This is a genomic window from Streptomyces sp. NPDC059248 (assembly GCF_042753905.1).
Classification (GTDB): Bacteria; Actinomycetota; Actinomycetes; order Streptomycetales; family Streptomycetaceae; genus Streptomyces.
Genome location: NZ_JBHYZV010000111.1, coordinates 1 through 19,373, shown reverse-complemented (window position 1 = coordinate 19,373; position 19,373 = coordinate 1). Strand labels below are relative to the sequence as shown.

Genomic DNA, 19,373 nt, shown 5'->3' with positions numbered 1-19,373 from the left:
AGGCCCCCACCCACCCAAACCGACACCGAAGTCCCCACCCGGCACACCACCCGTCTAAAACACGCCTGTCAGTGGGCGGCGCTACGGTGCCGCCCATGACGCATGCCACCACCGCTCCCGGCCACGGCGACTGGGATCGGCAACTCGCCGACGCCTTCGCCGTCGTACTCGGCCGCCCCCTGGACTCGTACGACCCCACAGCCGTCTACGCGGCCTCGATCGACGGCAATTTCATGGACGAGGTCGGGTTCCTGAAGGACCCCGCCTGGGTGCGGCCCGCCGCGCTGCGCGGTGACGAACCCGTCGTCTGGCATGTATTCGACGAGTCCGCGCGGCCGTCGCTGTTCGACGCGAGCGGGTCGGTCTTCGAGATCTGGCGTCCGGAGCGGGCGGAGAGCCCGCTGCCCGGGGAGTTCGCCGCCGCCGTCGCCGAGGTCGCCTTCGAGGAGGGGCTCGTCCGGGGCGCGGATCTCGCGCCGCTCGTGGAGCGGTACGGCGTCGATCTCGCCGATCCGGCGCTCGCCGGGACCTGGACCGTCTACTTCCCCCGGCTCGTCTCCGACGGCACCCTCGTCGACGCGCTCCGCGCCGCCCTCGGCACCGGGCGGACGCCCGAGGAGCTGATGGATTCCGCGATCGAGGCGGACGAGGAGTGGGCGGACGAGCTGGCCGCGATCGCCCACCCCGGGCTCCGGGCCCACCTCGGCTTCTTCTTCTCGGACGGCGATACGGGCATGGTGCCGCTCGGGGACGAGGCCACGGCAGGCGGTCTGGAGAGCAGCGGCTGCGAACCCGTCGCGGGCTTCGAGGACGGGCACGGTCAGGTGGACATCCGCGTCGTCCGGCTGAGCGACCGCGTCGTGGGGCCGCGTCCCGGTGCCGCGTCGTCCGTGCCGTCCTGACCGCGCCGCCGGGACGGAAGGGACGGAAGGGACGGGACGGCGACGCCTCATGCCTTGGGGGGTTCGCCGAACCGGGCCAGGGCCAGCGCGCCCGCCACGGCCGCGCCGAAGCCCGTGAAGGCCAGCCATTCGAGGCCCGCGCGGGGGTGGTCCCCGAACCAGTACAGGCCCACCAGGGCCGGGCCGATGGTCTCGGCGACGACCATGCCCGCCGTCGCCACCGCCACCGAGCCCCGCTGATACGCCGAGGTCAGCAGCAGGAACCCGGTGATACCGCCGAGTGCGAGCGCGTAGACGGCCGGGTCGCCGATGAGCCGGGAGACGGTGGGGGACCCGATCAGCCGGACGGCGGTCTCCGCGACGCCGAAACCCACGCCCGCGCCGAGCCCCAGCAGCAGGGCGCGGGCCCGCCCCGGGAGCCGGGCGGCGGGGGCGGCGGCCAGCAGGGCGGCGAGGGGGGCGGCGAGCAGATACCAGTGCAGGGCGGGCGGCCCGGTGCCGGAGCCCACGGTGCCGGACGCGAGCCCGATCATCGCAAGACCCGCGCAGACCGTGGCCACGGCGCCCCATTCGGCTCCGCCGAGGCGCACGGGGAGCAGCCGGGTCGCGACCACGGCGGTGACCGCGAGGCTGGCGGCGAGCGCGGCGCTCGCCGCGTACAGGGGGATCGACCGCAGGGCGACGATCTGGAGGGCGAAGCCGGTGATGTCGAGGGCGAGCCCGACGAGGAAGCGCGGCTGTCGCAGAACGCGCCAGAGCAGGGCGGGATCGAGCCCGGTTCCGGCCCCGGGCTCCACGGCGCGGGAGGCGACGGCCTGGAGGGCGGACGCCGTGCCGTAACAGACGGCCGACACGAGCGCGCACACCATCCCCAGCGTCACGCTCAGAATCTAGGGCAAACCGGGCCGGAGTGGCTTCGGGAGTGAGCCGGGCGGGGGGCTCCCCGGGTGTGTCGGTTGACCTCGTACGGAGTGCCGGAGGACCCTCCACCCGGTACGGGCCGCTTGGGGCGCTGGGAGGTGTCGGTGATGGGGAACCGGCGCCGGGCGGGGGTCGTCTCCGTGGTCCTGGCCGTCTGCGCGGTCCTGGGCTCCGCCTGCTCGTCCGGCACCCCGTCGGGGCCGGCCGCCCCCGGCAGGGCGTCGGCGGAGTGCGAGCGGACCGTGGTGGCCGTGGCACACCCCGACGACGACGTGTTCTTCGTCAATCCGGAGATCGCGCGGACCGTACGGGCGGGGTGCCCGGTCGACACCGTCTATCTGACCGCAGGTGACGGCGGTCTGAAGAATCCGGTACGGGCCCGGGAGTACGTGGACCGCCGGGAGTACGGGGTACGCGCGGCGTACGCCGAGATGGCGGAGGCCGCCAACGAGTGGCGGCGGGCCGATGTCGACGCGGGCGGGATCCGGGTCCGGTCCTTCCTGCTCGCGGACCGGGCCAGGGTCTCCGACGTCCGGCTGACCTTCCTCGATCTGCACGACGGGCTGCCTCGGGGGCAGAGCCCGAACAGTCTGCTGAAGCTGTACGAGGGCAGCCGCCCGGCCGTCCGGGCGTTCCAGGGCGGCGCGAGCTATACGGAGGACCAGCTCATCGCCACCGTGTCGGCGCTGGTCCGGCTGAGCGGGGCGCGCCGGATCCTCACCCTCGATCACGACATCGCGTCCTTCGCCTTCTCACTCGACGGCCGCGTCGACCACAGCGACCACGGGATCGGGGCCCGGTACGTCCGCCGGGTGGGCTACGCGCTCGGGATCCCCGTCGACTCCTATCTCGGCTACACCATGTCCGACCTGGAGCCGGACCTCTCCGTCGCGGCCCGGGCCGAGAAGGACGAGATCGCGCGCTGGTACGTCGCCAACCGCCGCTGCCGGACCACCGGCACCTGCGCGAACATCTCCCCCTATCGCGGCAGGCTCCGGCACGACTGGAGCCTGTGGATCGCCCGCCAGTACCGGCAGGTGCATCGGGCTCCGCGCCCGGGGGAGATCCTCGGGGACATCGGCCGGACCACGTCCGGCACCGGCCGCGACCCGGCGCGCTGCCTCCACGCGGACGGCGGGCCGGGCGGGGCCGTGTCGATCCGGGGCTGCGACGGCTCGGACTCCCAGAAGTGGGCCTTCGGGCCCGGCGACACGATCCGGCTCGGGACCGACCGGACGTCGTGCCTGACGGCCGTCGGCGGGACGGCCGCCCTCCGGCCCTGCCGAAGCGGCGACCGGGCCCAGGAATGGCGCCGCGATCCCTGGCGGAGCGCGACCTGGAAACGTAAGGCCTGGCGGATCGTCACCAACGGCGGGGGCGACCGCTGTCTCTACCAGGACGACCTCGAACTTCCCGCCGCCTGGAACGACCGGGACCCGTCGAGCCCCCGGCTCGTCCTCGCCCCCTGCGGCACCATCCCCCGGCCCGAGCTGTACTGGCGGTGGAAGCCCTGAGCAAAACCGGGCGGGACCGCCGTCAGCGGGCGAGCCGGCCCATCAGGGACGAGGCGCAGACGATGCCCACGAGCGCCGCGAAGCACAGGACGCCGAAGTCGAGCAGCAGATGCGACGGGGTGCCGATCAGCAGCCCGCGCAAGGCGTCGACCTCGTACGTCAGCGGATTGGCGTGGCTGACGACCTGGAGCCAGGTCGGCATCAGGGCGACCGGGTAGAGCGCGTTGGAGGCGAAGAACAGCGGCATGGTGATGGCCTGTCCGATGCCCATCAGCCGGTCCCGGGTGAGGACGACACCGGCGACGCTCATCGACAGACAGGCGAAGAACGCCGAGCCCAGCACCACCACCAGCGCCACCCCCGCCAGCCGTAGCGGGTTCCAGGTGAGGCCCACTCCGAGCACGGCGGCGATCAGGATCACCACCACGGCCTGGATCAGGGCCTTCACCCCGGCGGCGAATGCCTTGCCGGTGACCAGGGCGGCCCGTGGGGTGGGGGTGACCAGCAGCTTGTTCAGCACTCCCGCGTCGCGCTCCCAGATGATCTGGATGCCGTAGAAAATGGCGATGAACATGGCGGACTGGGCGATGATCCCCGGGGCGAGGAAGTCGAGATAGGGCACGTTCCCGGTCGGGATCGCGTGGATCCGGGTGAAGGTCTCGCCGAAGATCAGCAGCCAGAGGGCGGGCTGCACCGCCCGGGTGTACAGCTCGGTCCGGTCGTGCCGGAGCTTCTGGAGCTCGACGGCGCACATCGCCGCCACCCGGGAGGGCAGTACGGTCCAGCCGGTCCGCACCCGGGTGGGGACGGGCGCCGGCGGGGCGGGGTCAGCCGAGGCGGGACGCCGTACGACGGGTGCTGCGCACATCACGGAAGTCGCCTCCTCCGGAATCGTCGTCGAGGCCGCTGCCCGCGTAGTACCGGAAGACGTCCTCCAGCGTCGTGGCGCGGCCGTCCGGTGCCGGGCGCTCCAGCCCGGCCTTGAGGTCGGCCGGGGTGCCTTCGGCCCGGATCCGCCCGTGGTGCATCAGGGCGAGCCGGTCGCAGTACTCGTCGGCCTCCTCCATGGAGTGGGTGGTGACCAGTACGGTCATCCCGGTGGCGGTACGGATCTCGCCGAGCCGCTCCCAGACACTGGTCCTGGCGATCGGGTCCAGCCCGATCGTGGGTTCGTCGAGTATCAGCAGCCGGGGCGCGCTGACCAGGGCCTGGGCGAGTTCGAGGCGGCGGACCATCCCACCGGAGTAGGTGCCCGCCATCCGGTCGGCGGCGTCGCCGAGACCGACGGCGTCCAGCGCCCGGGCGACCCGCGCGGAGCGTTCCCGGCGCGGTACGTCGTACACCCGGGCGAAGAGGGTGACGTTCTCCCGGCCGGTCAGGGCGGCGTCGGCGGAGAGTTGCTGCGGGACGTAGCCGAGCAGTCGCCGTACGCCCATCCGCTCCTTGGCCACGTCGTGCCCGAAGACCCGGATCATCCCGGCCGGAACCGGGAGCAGGGTGGTGATCGCCCGGATCGTGGTGGTCTTGCCCGCGCCGTTGGGGCCGAGCAGCCCGAAGACCTCACCCGCCGCGACCGTGACGTCCACCCCGTCGACGGCGCGGGTGGCGCCGAAGCTGTAGACGAGTCCGGCGCATTCGACGGCGTTCGTGGTCATGGCCGCATCACCTCCCGATACGGGTACGTGTCTCCTCGTGGAGCAGGGCGGCGAGCCTGCGCATCGCGGGCAGGGCGGCGGTCAGGGCGGCCCGGTCGGGCGCGGAGAGCCGTCGCCACTGCTCCCGGTAGAGGGCCGCGCGCTGGTCGTCCCAGGCCCGGAGCCGTTCCTCGGCCTCGGGTGTGACCCGCAGCAGTGCCGCGCGGGCGTCCCGCCGGTCCGGTTCGCGGACCAACAGGCCCAGCCCGGTCAGCTGCCGGACCAGGGTGGAGACCGAGTTCCCGGCGAGGCGCAACTCCTCGGCCGCCGCCGAGACCCGGATTCCGGGGTTCGTCCGCACCAGCCGCAGCAGTTCGGCCTGGGCCGTCGGCATCCGCGGGCCGGTGAGGCCGTGCCGTAGTCCGCGCCGCACCAGCCGGTTGACGCGGGCCAGCAGCTCACCCCACTCCTCCGCGGGGTTCATTTCGGACATATCTCAATAATAGCTCTCAGGCAGAGGTAATGGTCGCCCGTGGGCGGCGGAGCCGGTGCCATGCCCGGCCGAGGGTCTCCCCCGGGTCCCAGGGGTCGCCCCGCCGGCGGGTGAGGGGGTAGCAGGCCAGGCCGATGAGGACGGCCGTGAAGTGGCCGAGGTCCGTGAAGGTCGGGCCGGAGGCGAGGGGGAGGCCGTAGACGGCCAGGACGCCCGCCAGATACGCGTACCGCCAGGGCGGCGCGATCCGGTAGACGAGTACGCCGACGACACCGGCGAGCGCGTAGCTCACCCCGATGTCCAGGGTGTTGACGGCGGATTCCGGCGCCAGTCCGTGCCGGATCCCCCACAGCAGGGCGCCTTCACTGATCAGCGTGGCCAGCACATGGGCGGCGACGGCGACCGTCAGCCAGCGCAGGGTGCCGAGCCAGCGCTCGGCCTGGGCGTGGAAGACGGTGTACAGAGCCGCGTACGGCAGCCATCGCCCGCCGTCGATCCACAGGGCGCTGGCGATCAGTACCCGTACCGGATCCGTCGACAGCTCGTGGATATTGGTCGACCTCTGGCGCAGGAAGTCGGTCTCGAACTCCGGCGACATGTGGTGCATCAGGATCGTGGTGACGAAGAGGATCGCCAGCCAGATATACGTACCCGGAGCCGCGCGCACATAGGCGACGACCCGGGCGGATCCGGTACGGGCCGCGCCCGCGAGGGCCCGGCGGCGGCCGGACGGCCCCGTCGGGCGGTTCCCGGTGGCGGAGGAGAAGAGTCGCATGGGCGGATTCCCTCACCCTTGGCGCCCGGGGGCGGTGAGCGACGCACCGGACCCCGCGTGGCTACCCGTTCCGGCGGATCCAGTGCGCCCGCCGCTGATAGCGGGCCCGCGGCGGGGAACCCGGTGGCGAAGGGCCCTCGGCCGGCGTTGCCGACGGGGCCGGTGGTGTCGGCAGTGTCGGTGGTACGACGTCCCCGGGCGGACCGGGCGGTACGGCGTCCCCGCCCGGGGCTGCCGGTGGGCTCAGGCCGTCGAGGGCGTACCGCGTCGTCGCGATCGCCGTCACGAGCTGCTCGTCCGTGAACTCCTCGGAGCCGGGGACGTGCGGAACGAAGCCGATGAGCACTCCGTCGCCGACGATCTCCGCGTCGAGCCCGGCCGCGCCGTCGACGTCCCACAGCGCCTCGATCCCGGTGTCGAGGACCACCCGGATCCCGAATTCGTAGACACCGGCGTCCACCACATGCGCCATCACCCGGCGCTCCCGCAGCGCCGTCACCAGCCTGCGGGCTCGTTCCTCGTCCATGAACCGCACATCTCCTCGGCCCCGGGCCGTGTCCCGTGGCGCGGGCGCGACCCCGTTCGAGCGCGCCCTCCGGCGGCGGCCCCGAAGCACTCTCCCACCGTACTCCGCACCGGTACCGCCGCGACCGCGCCGGGGGAGACCGCCCGGGGGCACGTCACACGGACGCGGGCCCCTCGTGGGCGGTCAGATGGGCGGAGAGGCGCCGCTGGTTGTCCGCGAGCTTCAGGCACAGATGGCGGAGTTCGCGGAGCTGGGTGTCGGTGAACCCGTCGAACAGGGCCGCCATCGCCCGCTCCGTGGGGATCCGGAAATCCTCCAGCCAGGCCAGTCCCGCGGGGGTGATCCGGACCAGGACGGACCGCCGGTCGGCCGGATCGGGGTCGCGCCCGACCAGACCCTCGCGTTCGAGCGTGTCGACCAGACCGGTGGCGTTGCGGGGGGTCATGCCCGCGGAGCGGGCCAGTTCGCCGGGCTTGGCCCCGGCGGTTCCGAAGTTGCGCAGCCGGATCAGTACGTCGACGGCCCCCGCGCTCAGACCACGGCCCTCGGAGCCGAGGGCGCGGAGCCGCTCGATGGACCGGTGTGCCGTACGGGCGGCGGCCGCCGCCTCCAGACGGAGCGTGTCGCCGTCGCCCGCGAACCGGGCCGCCGACACCCGGACTTCGGGATCGTAGAGGTGGCCGTCCTCGTCGAGAGACCACCCGGAAGAATTAGTTACGTGCTTCATAATGAAGAAGTACTGCATCTTGGACCGGCCGGTCAAGGCCCTGGAGCGGCGCCGTCACAGCTCCCGTTGCGGCCAGTCCATCAGCCGCGCGCCGATCACCGCCGTCTGGAGCGTGTAGCGGTGCACCGGGTCGCCCGGGTCCGCTCCCGTCAGCTTGTGTATCCGGTCCAGCCGGTACGTCATCGCCCGGACGCTCAGCGACAGCCGCCGCGCCGCCTCCGCCGCGACGCACCCCGTGTCGAAGTACGCCGCGAGCGTGTCGATCAGGGGCCGCGCGCCGCCGCGGGCCGAGCGGAGGGGGCCCAGGACCGTAAGGACCAGGTCCGCCATCGCCTGGCGGTCGCGGGTCAGGACCGGATAGACCATCAGGTCCGCCGCGCGGAGCACCGGCTCGTCCAGATCCATCCGGGCCGCCAGGTCGAGCGCGTTGAGCGCCTCCTCGTACGACTGGACGACTCCCCCGGGGCCCGGATGCGCCCGGCCGATCGCGACCCGGCCGCCGTCCGTCGCCGCGTACGCCTGCTTGGCGAAGAACCGCAGCACGTCCTCCCGGTCGCCGGGCGCGACGCAGATCAGCCGCTCGTCCTTGGTCGTCAGCAGGATGTGCCGGTCGCTGAACCGCGCCATCAGCGCCGCCTCGATCCGCCGCGTCGTCGGATAGCCGTCGTCGTACGGCTCCGGGCCCTCCGCGACCGCCACCGCGTGCGCCTGCGACAGCAGCAGCCCGAACCGCTCCGCGCGGGCCGCGAGCCGGCCCAGGTCACTGCGCCCGTACAGCAGGTCGTCGATGAACTCCCGGCGTGCCGCCTCCTGCCGTCGTACGGCGAGCCGCTGCGCGCGCTCGTGGCCCTCCGCGAACGCGTCCACCGCCTCGGCGACCACGACCAGCAGATGGTCCGCGTGCGCCCGGGGCAGTCCGGCCCGTACGGACTCCGCCTCGGCCAACTGGTCCCTTACCAGCTCACGCAGGCCCGTCCCGGCCTCCGCCGCGCGCTCGCCGCCCTCCCGCAGCGCCTCCCGCTCGTCGCGCGTCAGCCGCCGCCCGGTCGCGCACGCGTCCGTCAGTATCCGGGCGTATCCGTCGAATCTGTCGAATCCGTCGAACCCGTCCTGCGGAATCCGCATCCCCACTCCCCCGTCGCTGTTCTCCACCGGCATTAAGGAAGCGTAAAGACTGCCGGTCGACGGCAATGCGGAGGGGGACATTCCTACGGCATGATCCGTTTCATTGGCCGGGGGCGGGAAACGGGGAGGAGGGTGCGGAATGGACGACTTCCTGGTGGCCACCGCCGCCTTTCCCACTCTCCTCTTCACCGCCGCGCTCGCCGTGGCCCTCTGCTTCTGGCTGCTCGTCCTGACCGGCCTCGCGAGCCCCGGCGGCCTCGATACCGACATCGGCACCGGCACCCCCGCCCTCGGGCTCGGCGGTGTCCCCGTCTCGATCTCGGCCACCCTCCTCATCGCCCTCGGCTGGTTCCTCAGCCTGAGCGGCTCCGCGCTGCTTCCCGACGCCGGACCACTGACGGGCGCACTCGTCCTCGTGGCCGCGCTGCTCGGGTCCTTCGGACTGACCCGGCTGGTCGTCCGTCCACTGGCGAAACTGTTCCCCGACGAACCCGGGCCGTCCCGGCACGACTTCATCGGGCTGACCTGCGTCATCCGCACGGGGTGCGTCGACGCGGGCTTCGGTCAGGCCGAGGTCGCCGCGCGGGACGGCTCCACGGCCGTCGTCCAGGTCCGCCAGTCCGCCGACGACTCGTACGCGCTCGTCCACGGCAGCACCGGGCTGCTGTACGCATACGACGAATCCGGCGAATTCTTCTGGGTCGCGCCCGCCTGAGCCCCGCACCACCGGCTCACGGGCGGCGCCCTCCGCCTCGAAACACCCGGGACTCCCCATGGATGCCATCACCACGGGCGCCGCGCTGCTCGTCGCCGTCCTCCTGATCCTCGCCGTCGTCGTCGTCCTCGTCCTCGGCCGGCTCTTCCGCAAGGTCGAACAGGGCAAGGCCCTGATCGTCTCCAAAATGAGAAAGGTCGATGTCACCTTCACCGGTCAGGTCGTCCTGCCCGTCCTCCACAAGGCCGAGGTCATGGACATCTCGGTGAAGGCCATCGAGATCTCCCGGACCGGCCGGGACGGGCTGATCTGCCAGGACAACATCCGCGCCGACATCCGGATCTCGTTCTTCGTCCGGGTCAACAAGACCTCCGAGGACGTCGTCAAGGTCGCCCAGGCCATCGGCACCGCCCGCGCCAGCGACCAGGGCACCCTGCAAGAACTCTTCAACGCCAAGTTCTCCGAGGCGCTGAAGACCGTCGGCAAGCAGCTCGACTTCACCGACCTCTACACCAAGCGGGACGAGTTCCGGGACCGGATCATCCGCGTCATCGGCACCGACCTCAACGGCTACAGCCTCGAAGACGCCGCCATCGACTATCTGGAGCAGACCCCGCTCGCCCAGCTCGACCGCGACAACATCCTCGACGCCCAGGGCATCCGCAAGATCACCGAGCTGACCGCCGTCGAGCACGTCCGCACCAACGAGTTCCAGCGCGACGAGGAGAAGGAGATCACCCGCCAGAACGTGGACGCCCGCGAGGCCATCCTCGAACTGGAGCGGCGCCAGGCGGACGCCGAGATCCGGCAGCGGCGGGAGATCGAGACCGTACGCGCCCGGGAGGAGGCGGAGACCGCGCGCGTCGTGGAGGAGGAGCGGCTGCGCGCCCAGGGCGCCTTCCTCAAGACCGAAGAGGTCCTCGGCGTCCAGCGGGAGAACCAGAACCGTGAGGTCGCGGTCGCCGCGAAGAACCGCGAGCGGGTCATCGCCATCGAGACCGAGCGGATCGAGAAGGACCGTCTGCTGGAGGTCATCGCCCGGGAGCGGGAGACCGGACTGAACCGGATCTCCGCCGAGAAGGAGCTGGAGGCCGAGCGCCGCGAGATCGCCGAGGTCATCCGGGAGCGGATCGCGGTGGACCGTACGGTCGCCGAGCAGGAGGAGTCCATCAAGCGGCTGCGCGCCGTCGAGGAGGCCGAGCGCGAGCGGCAGTCCGCCGTGATCATCGCGGAGGGCGCGGCGCAGGAGAAGCTGGTACGCGACATCAAGGCGGCCGAGGCCGCCGAGCAGGCCGCGGTGCACCGGGCCGCGGAGGAGCTGACCCTCGCCGAGGCCCGCAACAAGGCCGCGGACCTCGACGCCCGCGCCAAGATCCGCCTCGCGGACGGGGTACGCGCCGAGGCGGCGGCCGAGGGCCTGGCGGCGGTCGCCGTGCGCGAGAAGGAGGCCGACGCGGTCGAGAAGGCGGGCCGTGCGGAGGCGGTGGCGATGGCCGAGCGCCTCAAGGCGGAGGCGGACGGTGTACGGGACCGGATGGCGGCCGAGGCGACCGGCCTGACCGCGAAGGCGGCGGCGATGGCCGCGCTGGACGAGGCGTCCCGCACCCACGAGGAGTACCGCCTGCGGCTGGAGGCCGAGAAGGACATCCGGCTGGCCGGTCTGGAGACGCAGCGGACGGTCGCCGAGGCGCAGGCGCAGATCATCGCGACCGGTCTGGAGAACGCCGACATCGACATCGTCGGCGGGGAGTCCGTCTTCTTCGACCGGCTGGTCGGCGCGGTGTCGCTGGGCAAGGGCCTGGACGGCTTCGTGGAGAACTCGTCGACGGTACGGCAGCTCGCCGGGCCGTGGCTGGACGGTTCGGCGTCCTTCCCGGACGACCTGAAGTCCCTGCTGGGCTCGGTCTCCACGGCGGACGTCCAGAACCTGACGGTGTCGGCGTTCCTGACGAAGCTGATGCGCGGCACCCCGGACGACGCCCGTATCGGCCACCTCCTGGAAGCGGCCCGGAGCCTGGGCCTGGCGGACCACCCCCTGTCAGCCCTCAACGGCAAGGCGTAGGTCCTAAAAGAGAGGGGGGCCTGGACCCGGGTATCCAGGGGCGCGAGGAACTGCGCGACAAGCCACCCACCGGCCCGCGGGCCGAAGTACACCCGCGGACGCCGGACGCGTCCGGTCCCGGGCCCGCGGGCCCGGGCCCAGGGGGGGGCAACGGGGCGCCGCCCCCGTAAAAGAAAAGGCTTCGCGGCTGCCGCCAGGGGGGACGGCGGTCGCGAGGGCCGCCGCGTGCGGGCCGGGTCCACGGGGGTGTCCCGGCCCGCACGCCGAGCGGACCACGACGCACAAAGCACAGGCACAGGCACAGGCACACCGAAGGGCGAGGGGACCATGGACGCGGCAACGTACGAGGTATTGCGCGACCGGCTCCGCGACCGCGGCGCCGAACTCGCCCGCCGCGCCGAGGCACTGGACAAGGCGAGGACCGCCGAGTTCGGCACCGCCGAGATCACCCTCGCCGGGACCGGCCGGCTCCGCACCGACACCCCCGGCACCGCCCGCGACCTCGTCGCCGTCGGGGACGTACTCCTGCTGCTGCGCGACGCGCCCGCGCCCCTGTCGCCGACGACCACCCCCGGGGACGTCTTCGCGCTCTACGACCGGGACTTCGCCCCGCTCCCCGACGACGCCGTCCCCGGACTCCTCGACGATCCGGCGTTCCTCACCGAGTTCGCCGCGCTCCGCCGGTTCTTCCAGGGCGCGCGGCCCGCCCGGCTGCGGCTGACGCACGACCGGCTGCTGGCCGTCTTCCACACCGGCAAGAACGACGACGTACGGGTCCTGCGCTGGTCCCTGGCCCCGCTCGGGTTCCTCGACGGGCGCGGGGACCGGGATCTCGCCGCCGCGCCGCCGCCCGCCGACATCGTCTGGACGCCGACGACCCGCGACGACCACGCGACCGGCCGCCACCCCCATATCCGCGTCACGGACGGCGTATACGTGTCCACCGTCGGCGGCGCCCTGACCGTGAAGATCACGGACGACACGGAATCCCCCGACGGGGTGTTCACGGAGCCGGTCGCCGAACCCCTCCAGGCCCTCGCCGACGCGGAGGTGTCCTGGGCGCGGGTCGGGCCGCTGGTGCTGCTGCGCGTGCGCCCGTACAACGAGGACGCCGTACGGCATCTCGTCGTCCACACGCTCACCGCCTCCGTGACCCGGCTGGAAGGCGCGGGCGCGGGCTCCGGAGACGCGCTGCGCCGCCTCCCCGACGACCAGGGGATCGTCTTCCCCGGCGGCTACTGCCCGGCGGGCGGGCCGGTGAAGGCGTTCGAGGACCCCCGCCCGGACGCGGCGTTCGAGCGGGCCGTCCGCTCACCCGGCGGCGAGAGCGTGCTGTACGCGTTCCGGCCCGCCGACGGCGGCCCGAGCGTCCTGCTGCCGTACGACACCATCCGCAAGGAGGTCGTGGCGCCGCTGGTCTGCGAGGGCTGGGCGCTGCTCGGCGACGGAACGCTCGTCGCGCTCGATCCGCCGCTCGACAGCGGTGAGCCGACCCGTACGCACGAAGTACGGGTGTGGCGCGGCCCGTACGTCTCCGACGACCACCCCGCCCCGGCGGCCGACGGCCCGCTCGCCAGGATCGGGAACGCGGCGCTGGTCCGGGCGGTCGCGGACGTCCTCGCGGTGGCGCGTACCGCCGTCGAGGTGGACGCGGCGCCCTCGGACGCCGGGGCCGCTGCCGAAGCCCGCGCCGGACTGTACGAGGCGCTGGCCGCCGACTGCGAGCGGATCGCCGACCGGCATCCGTGGCTCGGCGAGGCGGAGGCGGGAGATCTGCGGGCCCCGCTGGAGGAGATCCGGACGACGGCCGCACGGGCGCTGGAGGAGTTCGCGACGGTCCGGGAGCTGACCCGGCGCGCGGCGGACGCCCTCGCGGACGAGGCCGTCGCGGTCGCCCGGCTGGTGCGCCGGGTGCGGGGCGAGTCGGTCGCGTCGGCGGAGGAATGGATCGTACGGATCACCGAACTGCGGGCGGCCCGGGGGCGGCTGCTGGCGCTGAAGGAGCTGCGGTACGCGGACACGGCGGCCGTCGACGCCCTCGCGGAGGACGTGACGGCCGATACGGCGTCGGCGGCCCGGCGGGCGATCGCGTTCCTCGGCCGGGACGAGGCGTTCGACGACTACCGCGCGGAGATCGGCGAGCTGGGGGAGCGCGCGCCGGAGCTGGCGACGGCCGTCGCGGCGGACGAGGTCGTCGGGAAGCTCGACGAGCGGGCCGCGGGGCTGCGGGAGCTGACGGAGGTCGTCGCCGGGTTCGAGATCGCGGACACCACGGTCCGTACCGGGATCCTGGAGCGGATCGCGGGCGTCACGGGCCTGGTGAACCGGGCGCGGGCCGGTCTGGTGGCGCGCCGCCGGGAGCTGGCGGAGGGCGAGGGGCGGGCCGAGTTCGCCGCCGAACTGTCGCTGCTCGCGCAGTCGGTGACGGGCGCGCTGGCGGCGGCGGGGACACCGGAGGAGTGCGACGAGCAGCTCGCCGGGCTGCTGCTGCGGCTGGAGAACCTGGAGTCCCGCTTCCCCGACCACGAGGACTTCCGCACCGAGATCGAGGGGAAGCGGACCGAGGTCTACGAGGCGTTCTCGGCGCGCCGCCAGTCGCTGTACGACGAGCGGGCGCGGCGCACGGAGCGGCTCGCGGAGTCGGCGCGCCGGGTGCTGGAGGCGGTGGCCCGCCGGGCGAACACGCTGAACGGCACGGACGAGGTGCATACCTTCTTCGGCTCCGACCCGATGGTGGCGCGGCTGCGCAGGACCGCGGACGAACTGCGGGCACTCGGCGACACGGTGCGCGCGGAGGAGCTGGCGGGGCGGCTGAAGGCGGCGCGCGAGGAGGCGGCGCGGGCGCTGCGGGACCGGCGTGACCTGTTCGGCGCGGACGGCGGCACGATCCGGCTGGGCCGGCAGGTGTTCGCGGTGACGGCGCGGGAGCCGGAGCTGACGCTCGTACCGCGCGGCGACGGGATGGTGTTCGCGCTGACGGAGACGGACTGGCGGGGGCCGGTCGCGGACCCCGACTTCGCGGCGACCGCGCCGTACTGGGGGCGGTCTTTGGCGTCGGAGTCGCCGGAGGTGTACCGCGCCGAGTATCTGGCGGCCCGGCTGCTGCCGGAGGTCGTCGCGGGCGCCGACCCGGGCGACGCGGTGGCGCGGGCGGTGGCGGAGGCGTTCGACGAGGGGTACGAGCGGGGCGTCCACGACCATGACGCGGAGGCCGTGCTGCGGGCGGTCGCCACGTTGTGGCGGGACGCGGGGCTGCTGCGGTACGGGGGCGGGGCGCGGGCCCGGGCCCAGCTGTTCTGGGCGCGGGAGTCGGCGTCCGGCGACCGGGCGCGGTGGACCAGGCAGGCGGTGTCGCTGGTCGCGGCCCGGGACCGGTTCGGGCCATCGCCCGCGCTGGCGGCGCTGCGGGCGGAGCTGGCGGACGCGACGGGTTCGGCGGACGCGGCGGCGTATCTGGTGGAGGAGCTGGCGGCCGGGCGGGGCTTTGTGACGGGGGCGGGGGCGCGGGAGCTGGCGGCGGGGTTCCGGGAGGCGGTGGGAGAGCTGCCGTACGGGCCCTCGAATACGGACGCCGACGGCGACGGCGACCCGGAGACCACCCGCCGCCTGGTCGAGGGCTGGCTGGCGGCCTACGCGCACTCCACCGGTACGGACGTCCCGCCGGGCGTCCTGGCGGAGGCCGTGGCGCTGGAGCTGTGCCCGGAGCTGGAGCGGTACGCGACGACGGCACCGGCCGAGACGACGGTGGACGGACTGCTGGGCACCCACCCCCGGATCTCCGGCGGCGCGCTCACGATCCGGCTGGACGAGTTCCTGGCCCGTACCGCCGCGTTCGCCGAGCACGACGTCCCCGGCTTCCGCGCCTACCGGTCGCTGAGGTCCCGGCTGGTCGAAGCCGAGCGGGCCCGGCTGCGGCTGGCCGAGTACCGGCCGCGCGTCATGTCGGCGTTCGTCCGCAACCGGCTCGTGGACGAGGTGTATCTGCCGCTGGTCGGCGACAACCTCGCCAAGCAGATCGGCGCGGCGGGCGACGGCAAGCGGACCGACAGCGGCGGCCTGTTGCTGCTGCTCTCCCCACCGGGCTACGGCAAGACGACCCTCGTCGAGTACGTCGCCGAACGCCTCGGGCTGCTGCTGGTGAAGGTCGAAGGCCCGGCGCTGGGCCGGGACACGGTGTCGCTGGACCCCGACCGCGCCCCGGACGCCGCCGCCCGCGCCGAACTGGAGAAGATCGAGTTCGCGACGGCGGCGGGGAACAATGTGCTGCTGTACCTCGACGACATCCAGCACACCTCCCCCGAGCTGCTCCAGAAGTTCCTGCCGCTGTGCGACGCGACCCGTACCCTCGGCGGCCGTGACCTGCGCGGCAAGCGGTTCGCGGTGGTGATGGCGGGCAACCCGTACACGGAGGCCGGTGAACGCTTCCGGCTCCCGGACATGCTGGCGAACCGCGCCGACGTCTGGAACCTGGGCGACGTCCTCACCGGCAAGGAGTCGGCCTTCGCCCTGAGCTTCGTGGAGAACGCGCTGACGTCCCACCCCGAACTCGCCCCCCTGGCGGGCCGGGAACGTACGGACGTCGAACTGCTGGTCCGCCTGGCGGCGGGCGACCCGACGGCCGCGCGTGACCGGCCGGCGTACCCGTACGGCACGGGCGAACTGGACCGGATCCTCGCCCTGCTCCGCCATCTGCTGACGGTCCGCGAGACGGTGCTGGCGGTGAACCGGGCGTACATCGCGTCCGCGGGGGTGTCGGAGGCGTCCCGTACGGAGCCGCCGTTCCGTCTCCAGGGCTCGTACCGCAATCTGAACCGCATCGTCCAGCGCCTCAGCCCGGCGATGACGGACACCGAGGTCGCGGCGGTCCTCACCGACCACTACACGGCCGAGGCCCAGACCCTCCCCGGCGGCACGGAGGCGAGCCTGCTCCACCTCGCGGAGCTGCGCGGCACACTGGACGAGCGCTCCGCCGCGCGCTGGTCGGCGGTGAAGTCGGCGTATCTGACGGCGCGCGCCCGCGAGAGCGACCCCTTCGCGGCCCTCACCGACCGGCTGGCGGAACGCCTGACGGCGGTGGAGACGGCGATCGGGAGGGCGGCGGGGACCACCACCGGTCACGGGTAGCCCGTGGAGTGCGGCGGCGCGGGACCGGAATGACGGGCATGCTCATCGACCGCCTCATCGAACCGGAGGAAGTCGCGACGCTCATCACCTACCTCGCCTCCCCACTCGCCGCCGCGACCACGGGCACGGACCACCTCATCGACGGGGGCGGGGTCAAGACGGCGTAACCGATGCGCCCCGGCCCCGGCCCGCGTCGCGATCACCGCACCGGGCAGTGCAGTTCCGGCCTGGCGCGGTTGGGGAAGCAGCACACCAGGGCCAGCGACAGATAGGAGGGGCGTTCGAGGTAGAAGCCGTGGGATACGTCCCCGCCCTGGGCGAGCCTGTCGCGGGCGTTGGTGGGCAGCAGGGCGAGCCGCTCGCTGTCGCGGTCGGATTGGGACAGGAACCGGGGCGCGTACTCGGTGAGCCGTTCCCGGAGCCATGCCGCCGCTTCCTTCGGCTCGTGCCAGGTGCCGATGACCAGTCCTGCGGGTTTGATCAGCCAGTACGCCGTCTCCAGCGGGGGGAGGTCCACGACGGGGAACTCCGCCTTCACTTCTTTGTGCCGCCTGATCAGCTCCGGCTTGCCGTCCCCCGGGGGCGGAGCGGGGGGTGGGGGACGCCTCAGCGCCTCGTCGTCGAACCGCTGCTTGGAGCCGGTCCACAGATAGCCGTGGTGGTGCAACTGCCGTCCCGTTCGCCTGGGAGTCGGAGAGCGGCGGCCCGGTCCCGGCCCTCAGGGGGAACCGGGACCGGCCGTCGAAGGACGCAGCCGTCAGGCCGACAGGCCGAACCGCGCCGGGTCGATACCGGCCGCGTCCAGTTCGGCGGTGGTGAAACGCAGCGGAGCCAGGTCGGGGCGCTTGTCGTCGCCCAGCGCCCACGCGTCCGGGCCGATCTTCGCGAGCGTCGCGCACGACTCGCCGTCCGGATGCGTGTTGCCCCCGCACGCTTTGAAGAACTCGGCTCCGTCGATGGACAGGCTGTACAGGTTGATTTCGGGCATGGGCGTGCCTTCCTGTGAGGTGGATGACGGGGCGGGATCGGACCTGGAAGCAGGGCCACCCTCATCATCGGACCCTTACCGAGGGGACTCCAGCGCTATTCGCGTTGTCGGGTAAATGCCCTGGACCACTCGTTCAGGAGTTCTGTGCATTCGTCATCGAACACCGCGTACGACTCGTATCTTTCGAAATCCTCGCGGTACGCGTCCACATCGCGACGGTCCCGCAGAATCAAGGCGCCGGTGCCGGTTTCCACCGTTGCCAGTCGCCGGTCGTAGACCGTGAAGGTGTTCAGCGGCATCTCCGGGATTCGTCCGGCCAAGGGGATGACCCCGAGGCGAACATTCGGAATGCGAGCAACCGAAGCCAGCCGGTCGAGCTGCATCGCCATGGCGACCGGTGGCAACAGGGGCCAACGAACGGCTTGTTCCGTCAGCAGAAACGTGAACGACTTCGACGCGTCGTGGAGAATGCTCTGGCGTTCCAGCTTCTTCGCGATGGTCTTGGACTGGTCCCCGGGTACGTCCGCGATGCTGGCCCGCACGTACTCCGGCGTCGCCAGCAGTCCCGTGATCGCCGAGAGCAGGAAGAACCGGAACTCCGTCGTGACCGTTTCGAGCCGGGCCAGCTCGTTCTGCTTCTTGTCGAGGCCCCGGCGGCGGGACGACCAGTCGTCCTGCCACTCGACATTCGCCGCGCGAGCCAGTTCGAGGAGTTGCGTCGCTGCTGGATCATCGCTGCCGAGTGCGTCGAGGATCAGCTCCACGTCGACCATGGCGGGAGTGAGTCTCCCGCTCTCGATGTTGCTGACCTTGGTTTGTGACATGTTGCAGCGGCGGGCGAGCCAGGTCTGTGTCTTCCCGGCTCGCCGCCGCAGGCTGCGCAGTGCTTCCGCTAGGTCCGATCTGGACCGGCCCAGCCGTTCGGGCTCAAAGGTCAAGACCCTTCACGTACTCCTCGAAGGGGACGGACTCTGCGACCGCGATGCGCTGATAATCGATGAACGGGGTAATGTCGCCTTCGAATACCTCGCGATTGATTTGCTTTCCATCGGGCTCGTAGTTCATGAGCACGACTTCCGACCGGTCGAACATCCAGAAGTCCTGAGCCCCTTCAAGGGGGTTCGTCCGGTCGGTCACATCGAGAATGCGGATCTGTTCCCCAGCCAGGAGATGCGGCCGGTAGTACTGGGAGAACTCGAACCGCAGATACTCGGACAGCGGCCGGGTGACGATATGGACGCGGCCCTGAAAACGCCCTTCCGCGGCCTGTCGGCGGAGCCTGTCCGTGTACTCGTTGCGGACCCCGGTAGGGTCGATACGGGCGCCGTCGCGGAATGCCCGTAGCTCCTCGGCTTCCTGCGGCATGAGGTACTGCGGCAGAGTCTCCAGGCGCCACGCCTCCCGTCGGAAACCTTCGAACCGGGCGGCCCACTCCTCACCAGCCAAGAGCACTGACGGCCTCCTTCAGCACGTCCTCCGGGATCTCGACAAGCCCCTCCCCCTCCGGGGGCCGGAACGCCGTGGACACGTCGCCCTGGACGAGGATGGTGCCGGACGCGGTGCGGTAGACGTTCGGGCAGTCGTTCTTTCCGCACGGTCCACCGTTGCCGTTGCCGGTCAGCCGGGTTAATCCCTCACGAGCCATGGTGAAGCCCCCTGTCCGCGCCCCTGGACAGGGCGGCGATCACGACCCTACGGAGACGTTCGGCCGCCGTCCACGCGATCCCGCCCGTATTCGTGTTGTCGCATAAAGAAGGCCCGACGTCGGGGCGAGGGGCAGGTGACTTCGTGGTTTTGCCAGGGGTGCCTTCAGACGGGTGGGGTGCCGGGTGGGGACTTCGGTGTCGGCTTGGGCGGGTGGGGGCCG

General features: G+C 72.5%; 19 protein-coding genes. 6 read left to right on the top strand and 13 right to left on the bottom strand.

Translation table 11 applies throughout. From position 1 onward, the window contains the following. Nucleotides 1-95: 95 nt before the first annotated feature. Nucleotides 96-902: a hypothetical protein gene (locus tag ACFXG1_RS30635; protein WP_384722460.1), complete on the top strand. Its 807-nt coding sequence runs from the start codon at nt 96-98 to the stop codon at nt 900-902. A gap of 47 nt (nt 903-949) precedes the next feature. On the opposite strand, the gene ACFXG1_RS30630 is transcribed toward ACFXG1_RS30635, so the two are convergent. Continuing rightward, nucleotides 950-1,771 carry a hypothetical protein gene (locus tag ACFXG1_RS30630; protein ID WP_384722463.1) on the bottom strand — a complete coding sequence of 274 codons (822 nt, stop codon included), beginning with the start codon at nt 1,769-1,771 and terminating at the stop codon, nt 950-952. 159 nt (nt 1,772-1,930) lie between these two features. Here ACFXG1_RS30630 and ACFXG1_RS30625 point away from each other — a divergent pair, with 159 nt between their 5' ends. Beyond that, nucleotides 1,931-3,337: a ricin-type beta-trefoil lectin domain protein gene (locus ACFXG1_RS30625; protein WP_384745461.1), complete on the top strand. Its 1,407-nt coding sequence runs from the start codon at nt 1,931-1,933 to the stop codon at nt 3,335-3,337. 22 nt (nt 3,338-3,359) lie between these two features. Here the strand turns inward: ACFXG1_RS30625 and ACFXG1_RS30620 are convergent, their stop codons facing one another. From ACFXG1_RS30620 to ACFXG1_RS30590, 7 genes are all read right to left on the bottom strand, one after another. Further along, nucleotides 3,360-4,205, bottom strand: coding sequence for an ABC transporter permease (locus ACFXG1_RS30620; protein ID WP_384714550.1), 846 nt, complete (start codon nt 4,203-4,205; stop codon nt 3,360-3,362). Then, nucleotides 4,165-4,992, bottom strand: a complete 828-nt coding sequence (locus ACFXG1_RS30615; protein ID WP_384714553.1) for an ABC transporter ATP-binding protein — start codon at nt 4,990-4,992, stop codon at nt 4,165-4,167. Before ACFXG1_RS30615 ends, ACFXG1_RS30620 begins: the two co-directional genes overlap by 41 nt. Before the next feature lie 7 nt (nt 4,993-4,999). Beyond that, entirely contained in the window at nt 5,000-5,464 is a 465-nt protein-coding gene (locus ACFXG1_RS30610; protein WP_384714556.1) for a MarR family winged helix-turn-helix transcriptional regulator, read from the bottom strand. A gap of 16 nt (nt 5,465-5,480) precedes the next feature. Beyond that, a complete protein-coding gene (locus ACFXG1_RS30605) occupies nt 5,481-6,239 on the bottom strand; it encodes a rhomboid-like protein (protein ID WP_384714559.1) in 759 nt (252 codons plus the stop codon). Between the two features lie 61 nt (nt 6,240-6,300). After that, nucleotides 6,301-6,765 carry a hypothetical protein gene (locus ACFXG1_RS30600; protein ID WP_384714562.1) on the bottom strand — a complete coding sequence of 155 codons (465 nt, stop codon included), beginning with the start codon at nt 6,763-6,765 and terminating at the stop codon, nt 6,301-6,303. Between the two features lie 154 nt (nt 6,766-6,919). Continuing rightward, on the bottom strand, nt 6,920-7,528 hold the full coding sequence (locus ACFXG1_RS30595; RefSeq protein ID WP_384714565.1) for a MarR family winged helix-turn-helix transcriptional regulator: 609 nt from the start codon (nt 7,526-7,528) through the stop codon (nt 6,920-6,922). Nucleotides 7,529-7,546: 18 nt separating this feature from the next. Then, entirely contained in the window at nt 7,547-8,617 is a 1,071-nt protein-coding gene (locus ACFXG1_RS30590) for a PucR family transcriptional regulator (RefSeq protein WP_384714574.1), read from the bottom strand. Between the two features lie 139 nt (nt 8,618-8,756). Between ACFXG1_RS30590 and ACFXG1_RS30585 the strand changes: the two genes are divergently transcribed. The 4 genes from ACFXG1_RS30585 to ACFXG1_RS30570 all read left to right on the top strand — a co-directional run bounded on the left by ACFXG1_RS30585 (nt 8,757) and on the right by ACFXG1_RS30570 (nt 16,685). Continuing rightward, nucleotides 8,757-9,332, top strand: a complete 576-nt coding sequence (locus tag ACFXG1_RS30585) for a hypothetical protein (RefSeq protein WP_384714568.1) — start codon at nt 8,757-8,759, stop codon at nt 9,330-9,332. 58 nt (nt 9,333-9,390) lie between these two features. Continuing rightward, on the top strand, nt 9,391-11,394 hold the full coding sequence (locus ACFXG1_RS30580; protein WP_384714571.1) for an SPFH domain-containing protein: 2,004 nt from the start codon (nt 9,391-9,393) through the stop codon (nt 11,392-11,394). Nucleotides 11,395-11,721: 327 nt separating this feature from the next. Continuing rightward, nucleotides 11,722-16,518: a DNA repair ATPase gene (locus ACFXG1_RS30575; RefSeq protein WP_384718720.1), complete on the top strand. Its 4,797-nt coding sequence runs from the start codon at nt 11,722-11,724 to the stop codon at nt 16,516-16,518. Between the two features lie 38 nt (nt 16,519-16,556). Continuing rightward, complete coding sequence (locus ACFXG1_RS30570; RefSeq protein WP_384718722.1) at nt 16,557-16,685, top strand: SDR family oxidoreductase; 129 nt, start codon at nt 16,557-16,559, stop codon at nt 16,683-16,685. Nucleotides 16,686-16,717: 32 nt separating this feature from the next. Here the strand turns inward: ACFXG1_RS30570 and ACFXG1_RS30565 are convergent, their stop codons facing one another. The 5 genes from ACFXG1_RS30565 to ACFXG1_RS30545 all read right to left on the bottom strand — a co-directional run bounded on the left by ACFXG1_RS30565 (nt 16,718) and on the right by ACFXG1_RS30545 (nt 19,151). Further along, nucleotides 16,718-17,185 carry a hypothetical protein gene (locus ACFXG1_RS30565; protein WP_384745456.1) on the bottom strand — a complete coding sequence of 156 codons (468 nt, stop codon included), beginning with the start codon at nt 17,183-17,185 and terminating at the stop codon, nt 16,718-16,720. 90 nt (nt 17,186-17,275) lie between these two features. Then, the gene (locus ACFXG1_RS30560; RefSeq protein ID WP_384722085.1) at nt 17,276-17,506 is read right to left on the bottom strand and encodes a DUF397 domain-containing protein; all 231 of its coding nucleotides are present in this window, start codon (nt 17,504-17,506) and stop codon (nt 17,276-17,278) included. A gap of 95 nt (nt 17,507-17,601) precedes the next feature. Continuing rightward, the gene (locus ACFXG1_RS30555) at nt 17,602-18,444 is read right to left on the bottom strand and encodes a helix-turn-helix domain-containing protein (RefSeq protein WP_384722088.1); all 843 of its coding nucleotides are present in this window, start codon (nt 18,442-18,444) and stop codon (nt 17,602-17,604) included. Further along, complete coding sequence (locus ACFXG1_RS30550) at nt 18,434-18,958, bottom strand: DUF6879 family protein (RefSeq protein ID WP_384722091.1); 525 nt, start codon at nt 18,956-18,958, stop codon at nt 18,434-18,436. Before ACFXG1_RS30550 ends, ACFXG1_RS30555 begins: the two co-directional genes overlap by 11 nt. After that, nucleotides 18,942-19,151: a hypothetical protein gene (locus tag ACFXG1_RS30545; RefSeq protein WP_384722093.1), complete on the bottom strand. Its 210-nt coding sequence runs from the start codon at nt 19,149-19,151 to the stop codon at nt 18,942-18,944. Before ACFXG1_RS30545 ends, ACFXG1_RS30550 begins: the two co-directional genes overlap by 17 nt. Nucleotides 19,152-19,373: the final 222 nt, after the last annotated feature.

What these genes read in the sequence shown, in the direction of transcription:
- ACFXG1_RS30585 (WP_384714568.1), top strand. Translation starts at nt 8,757, where the DNA reads ATGGACGACTTCCTGGTGGCCACCGCCGCCTTTCCCACTCTCCTCTTC.
- ACFXG1_RS30605 (WP_384714559.1), bottom strand. Translation starts at nt 6,239, where the DNA reads ATGCGACTCTTCTCCTCCGCCACCGGGAACCGCCCGACGGGGCCGTCC.
- ACFXG1_RS30570 (WP_384718722.1), top strand. Translation starts at nt 16,557, where the DNA reads ATGCTCATCGACCGCCTCATCGAACCGGAGGAAGTCGCGACGCTCATC.
- ACFXG1_RS30590 (WP_384714574.1), bottom strand. Translation starts at nt 8,617, where the DNA reads ATGCGGATTCCGCAGGACGGGTTCGACGGATTCGACAGATTCGACGGA.
- ACFXG1_RS30635 (WP_384722460.1), top strand. Translation starts at nt 96, where the DNA reads ATGACGCATGCCACCACCGCTCCCGGCCACGGCGACTGGGATCGGCAA.
- ACFXG1_RS30630 (WP_384722463.1), bottom strand. Translation starts at nt 1,771, where the DNA reads ATGGTGTGCGCGCTCGTGTCGGCCGTCTGTTACGGCACGGCGTCCGCC.
- ACFXG1_RS30600 (WP_384714562.1), bottom strand. Translation starts at nt 6,765, where the DNA reads ATGGACGAGGAACGAGCCCGCAGGCTGGTGACGGCGCTGCGGGAGCGC.
- ACFXG1_RS30620 (WP_384714550.1), bottom strand. Translation starts at nt 4,205, where the DNA reads ATGTGCGCAGCACCCGTCGTACGGCGTCCCGCCTCGGCTGACCCCGCC.
- ACFXG1_RS30580 (WP_384714571.1), top strand. Translation starts at nt 9,391, where the DNA reads ATGGATGCCATCACCACGGGCGCCGCGCTGCTCGTCGCCGTCCTCCTG.
- ACFXG1_RS30575 (WP_384718720.1), top strand. Translation starts at nt 11,722, where the DNA reads ATGGACGCGGCAACGTACGAGGTATTGCGCGACCGGCTCCGCGACCGC.
- ACFXG1_RS30625 (WP_384745461.1), top strand. Translation starts at nt 1,931, where the DNA reads ATGGGGAACCGGCGCCGGGCGGGGGTCGTCTCCGTGGTCCTGGCCGTC.
- ACFXG1_RS30545 (WP_384722093.1), bottom strand. Translation starts at nt 19,151, where the DNA reads ATGGCTCGTGAGGGATTAACCCGGCTGACCGGCAACGGCAACGGTGGA.
- ACFXG1_RS30560 (WP_384722085.1), bottom strand. Translation starts at nt 17,506, where the DNA reads ATGCCCGAAATCAACCTGTACAGCCTGTCCATCGACGGAGCCGAGTTC.
- ACFXG1_RS30610 (WP_384714556.1), bottom strand. Translation starts at nt 5,464, where the DNA reads ATGTCCGAAATGAACCCCGCGGAGGAGTGGGGTGAGCTGCTGGCCCGC.
- ACFXG1_RS30615 (WP_384714553.1), bottom strand. Translation starts at nt 4,992, where the DNA reads ATGACCACGAACGCCGTCGAATGCGCCGGACTCGTCTACAGCTTCGGC.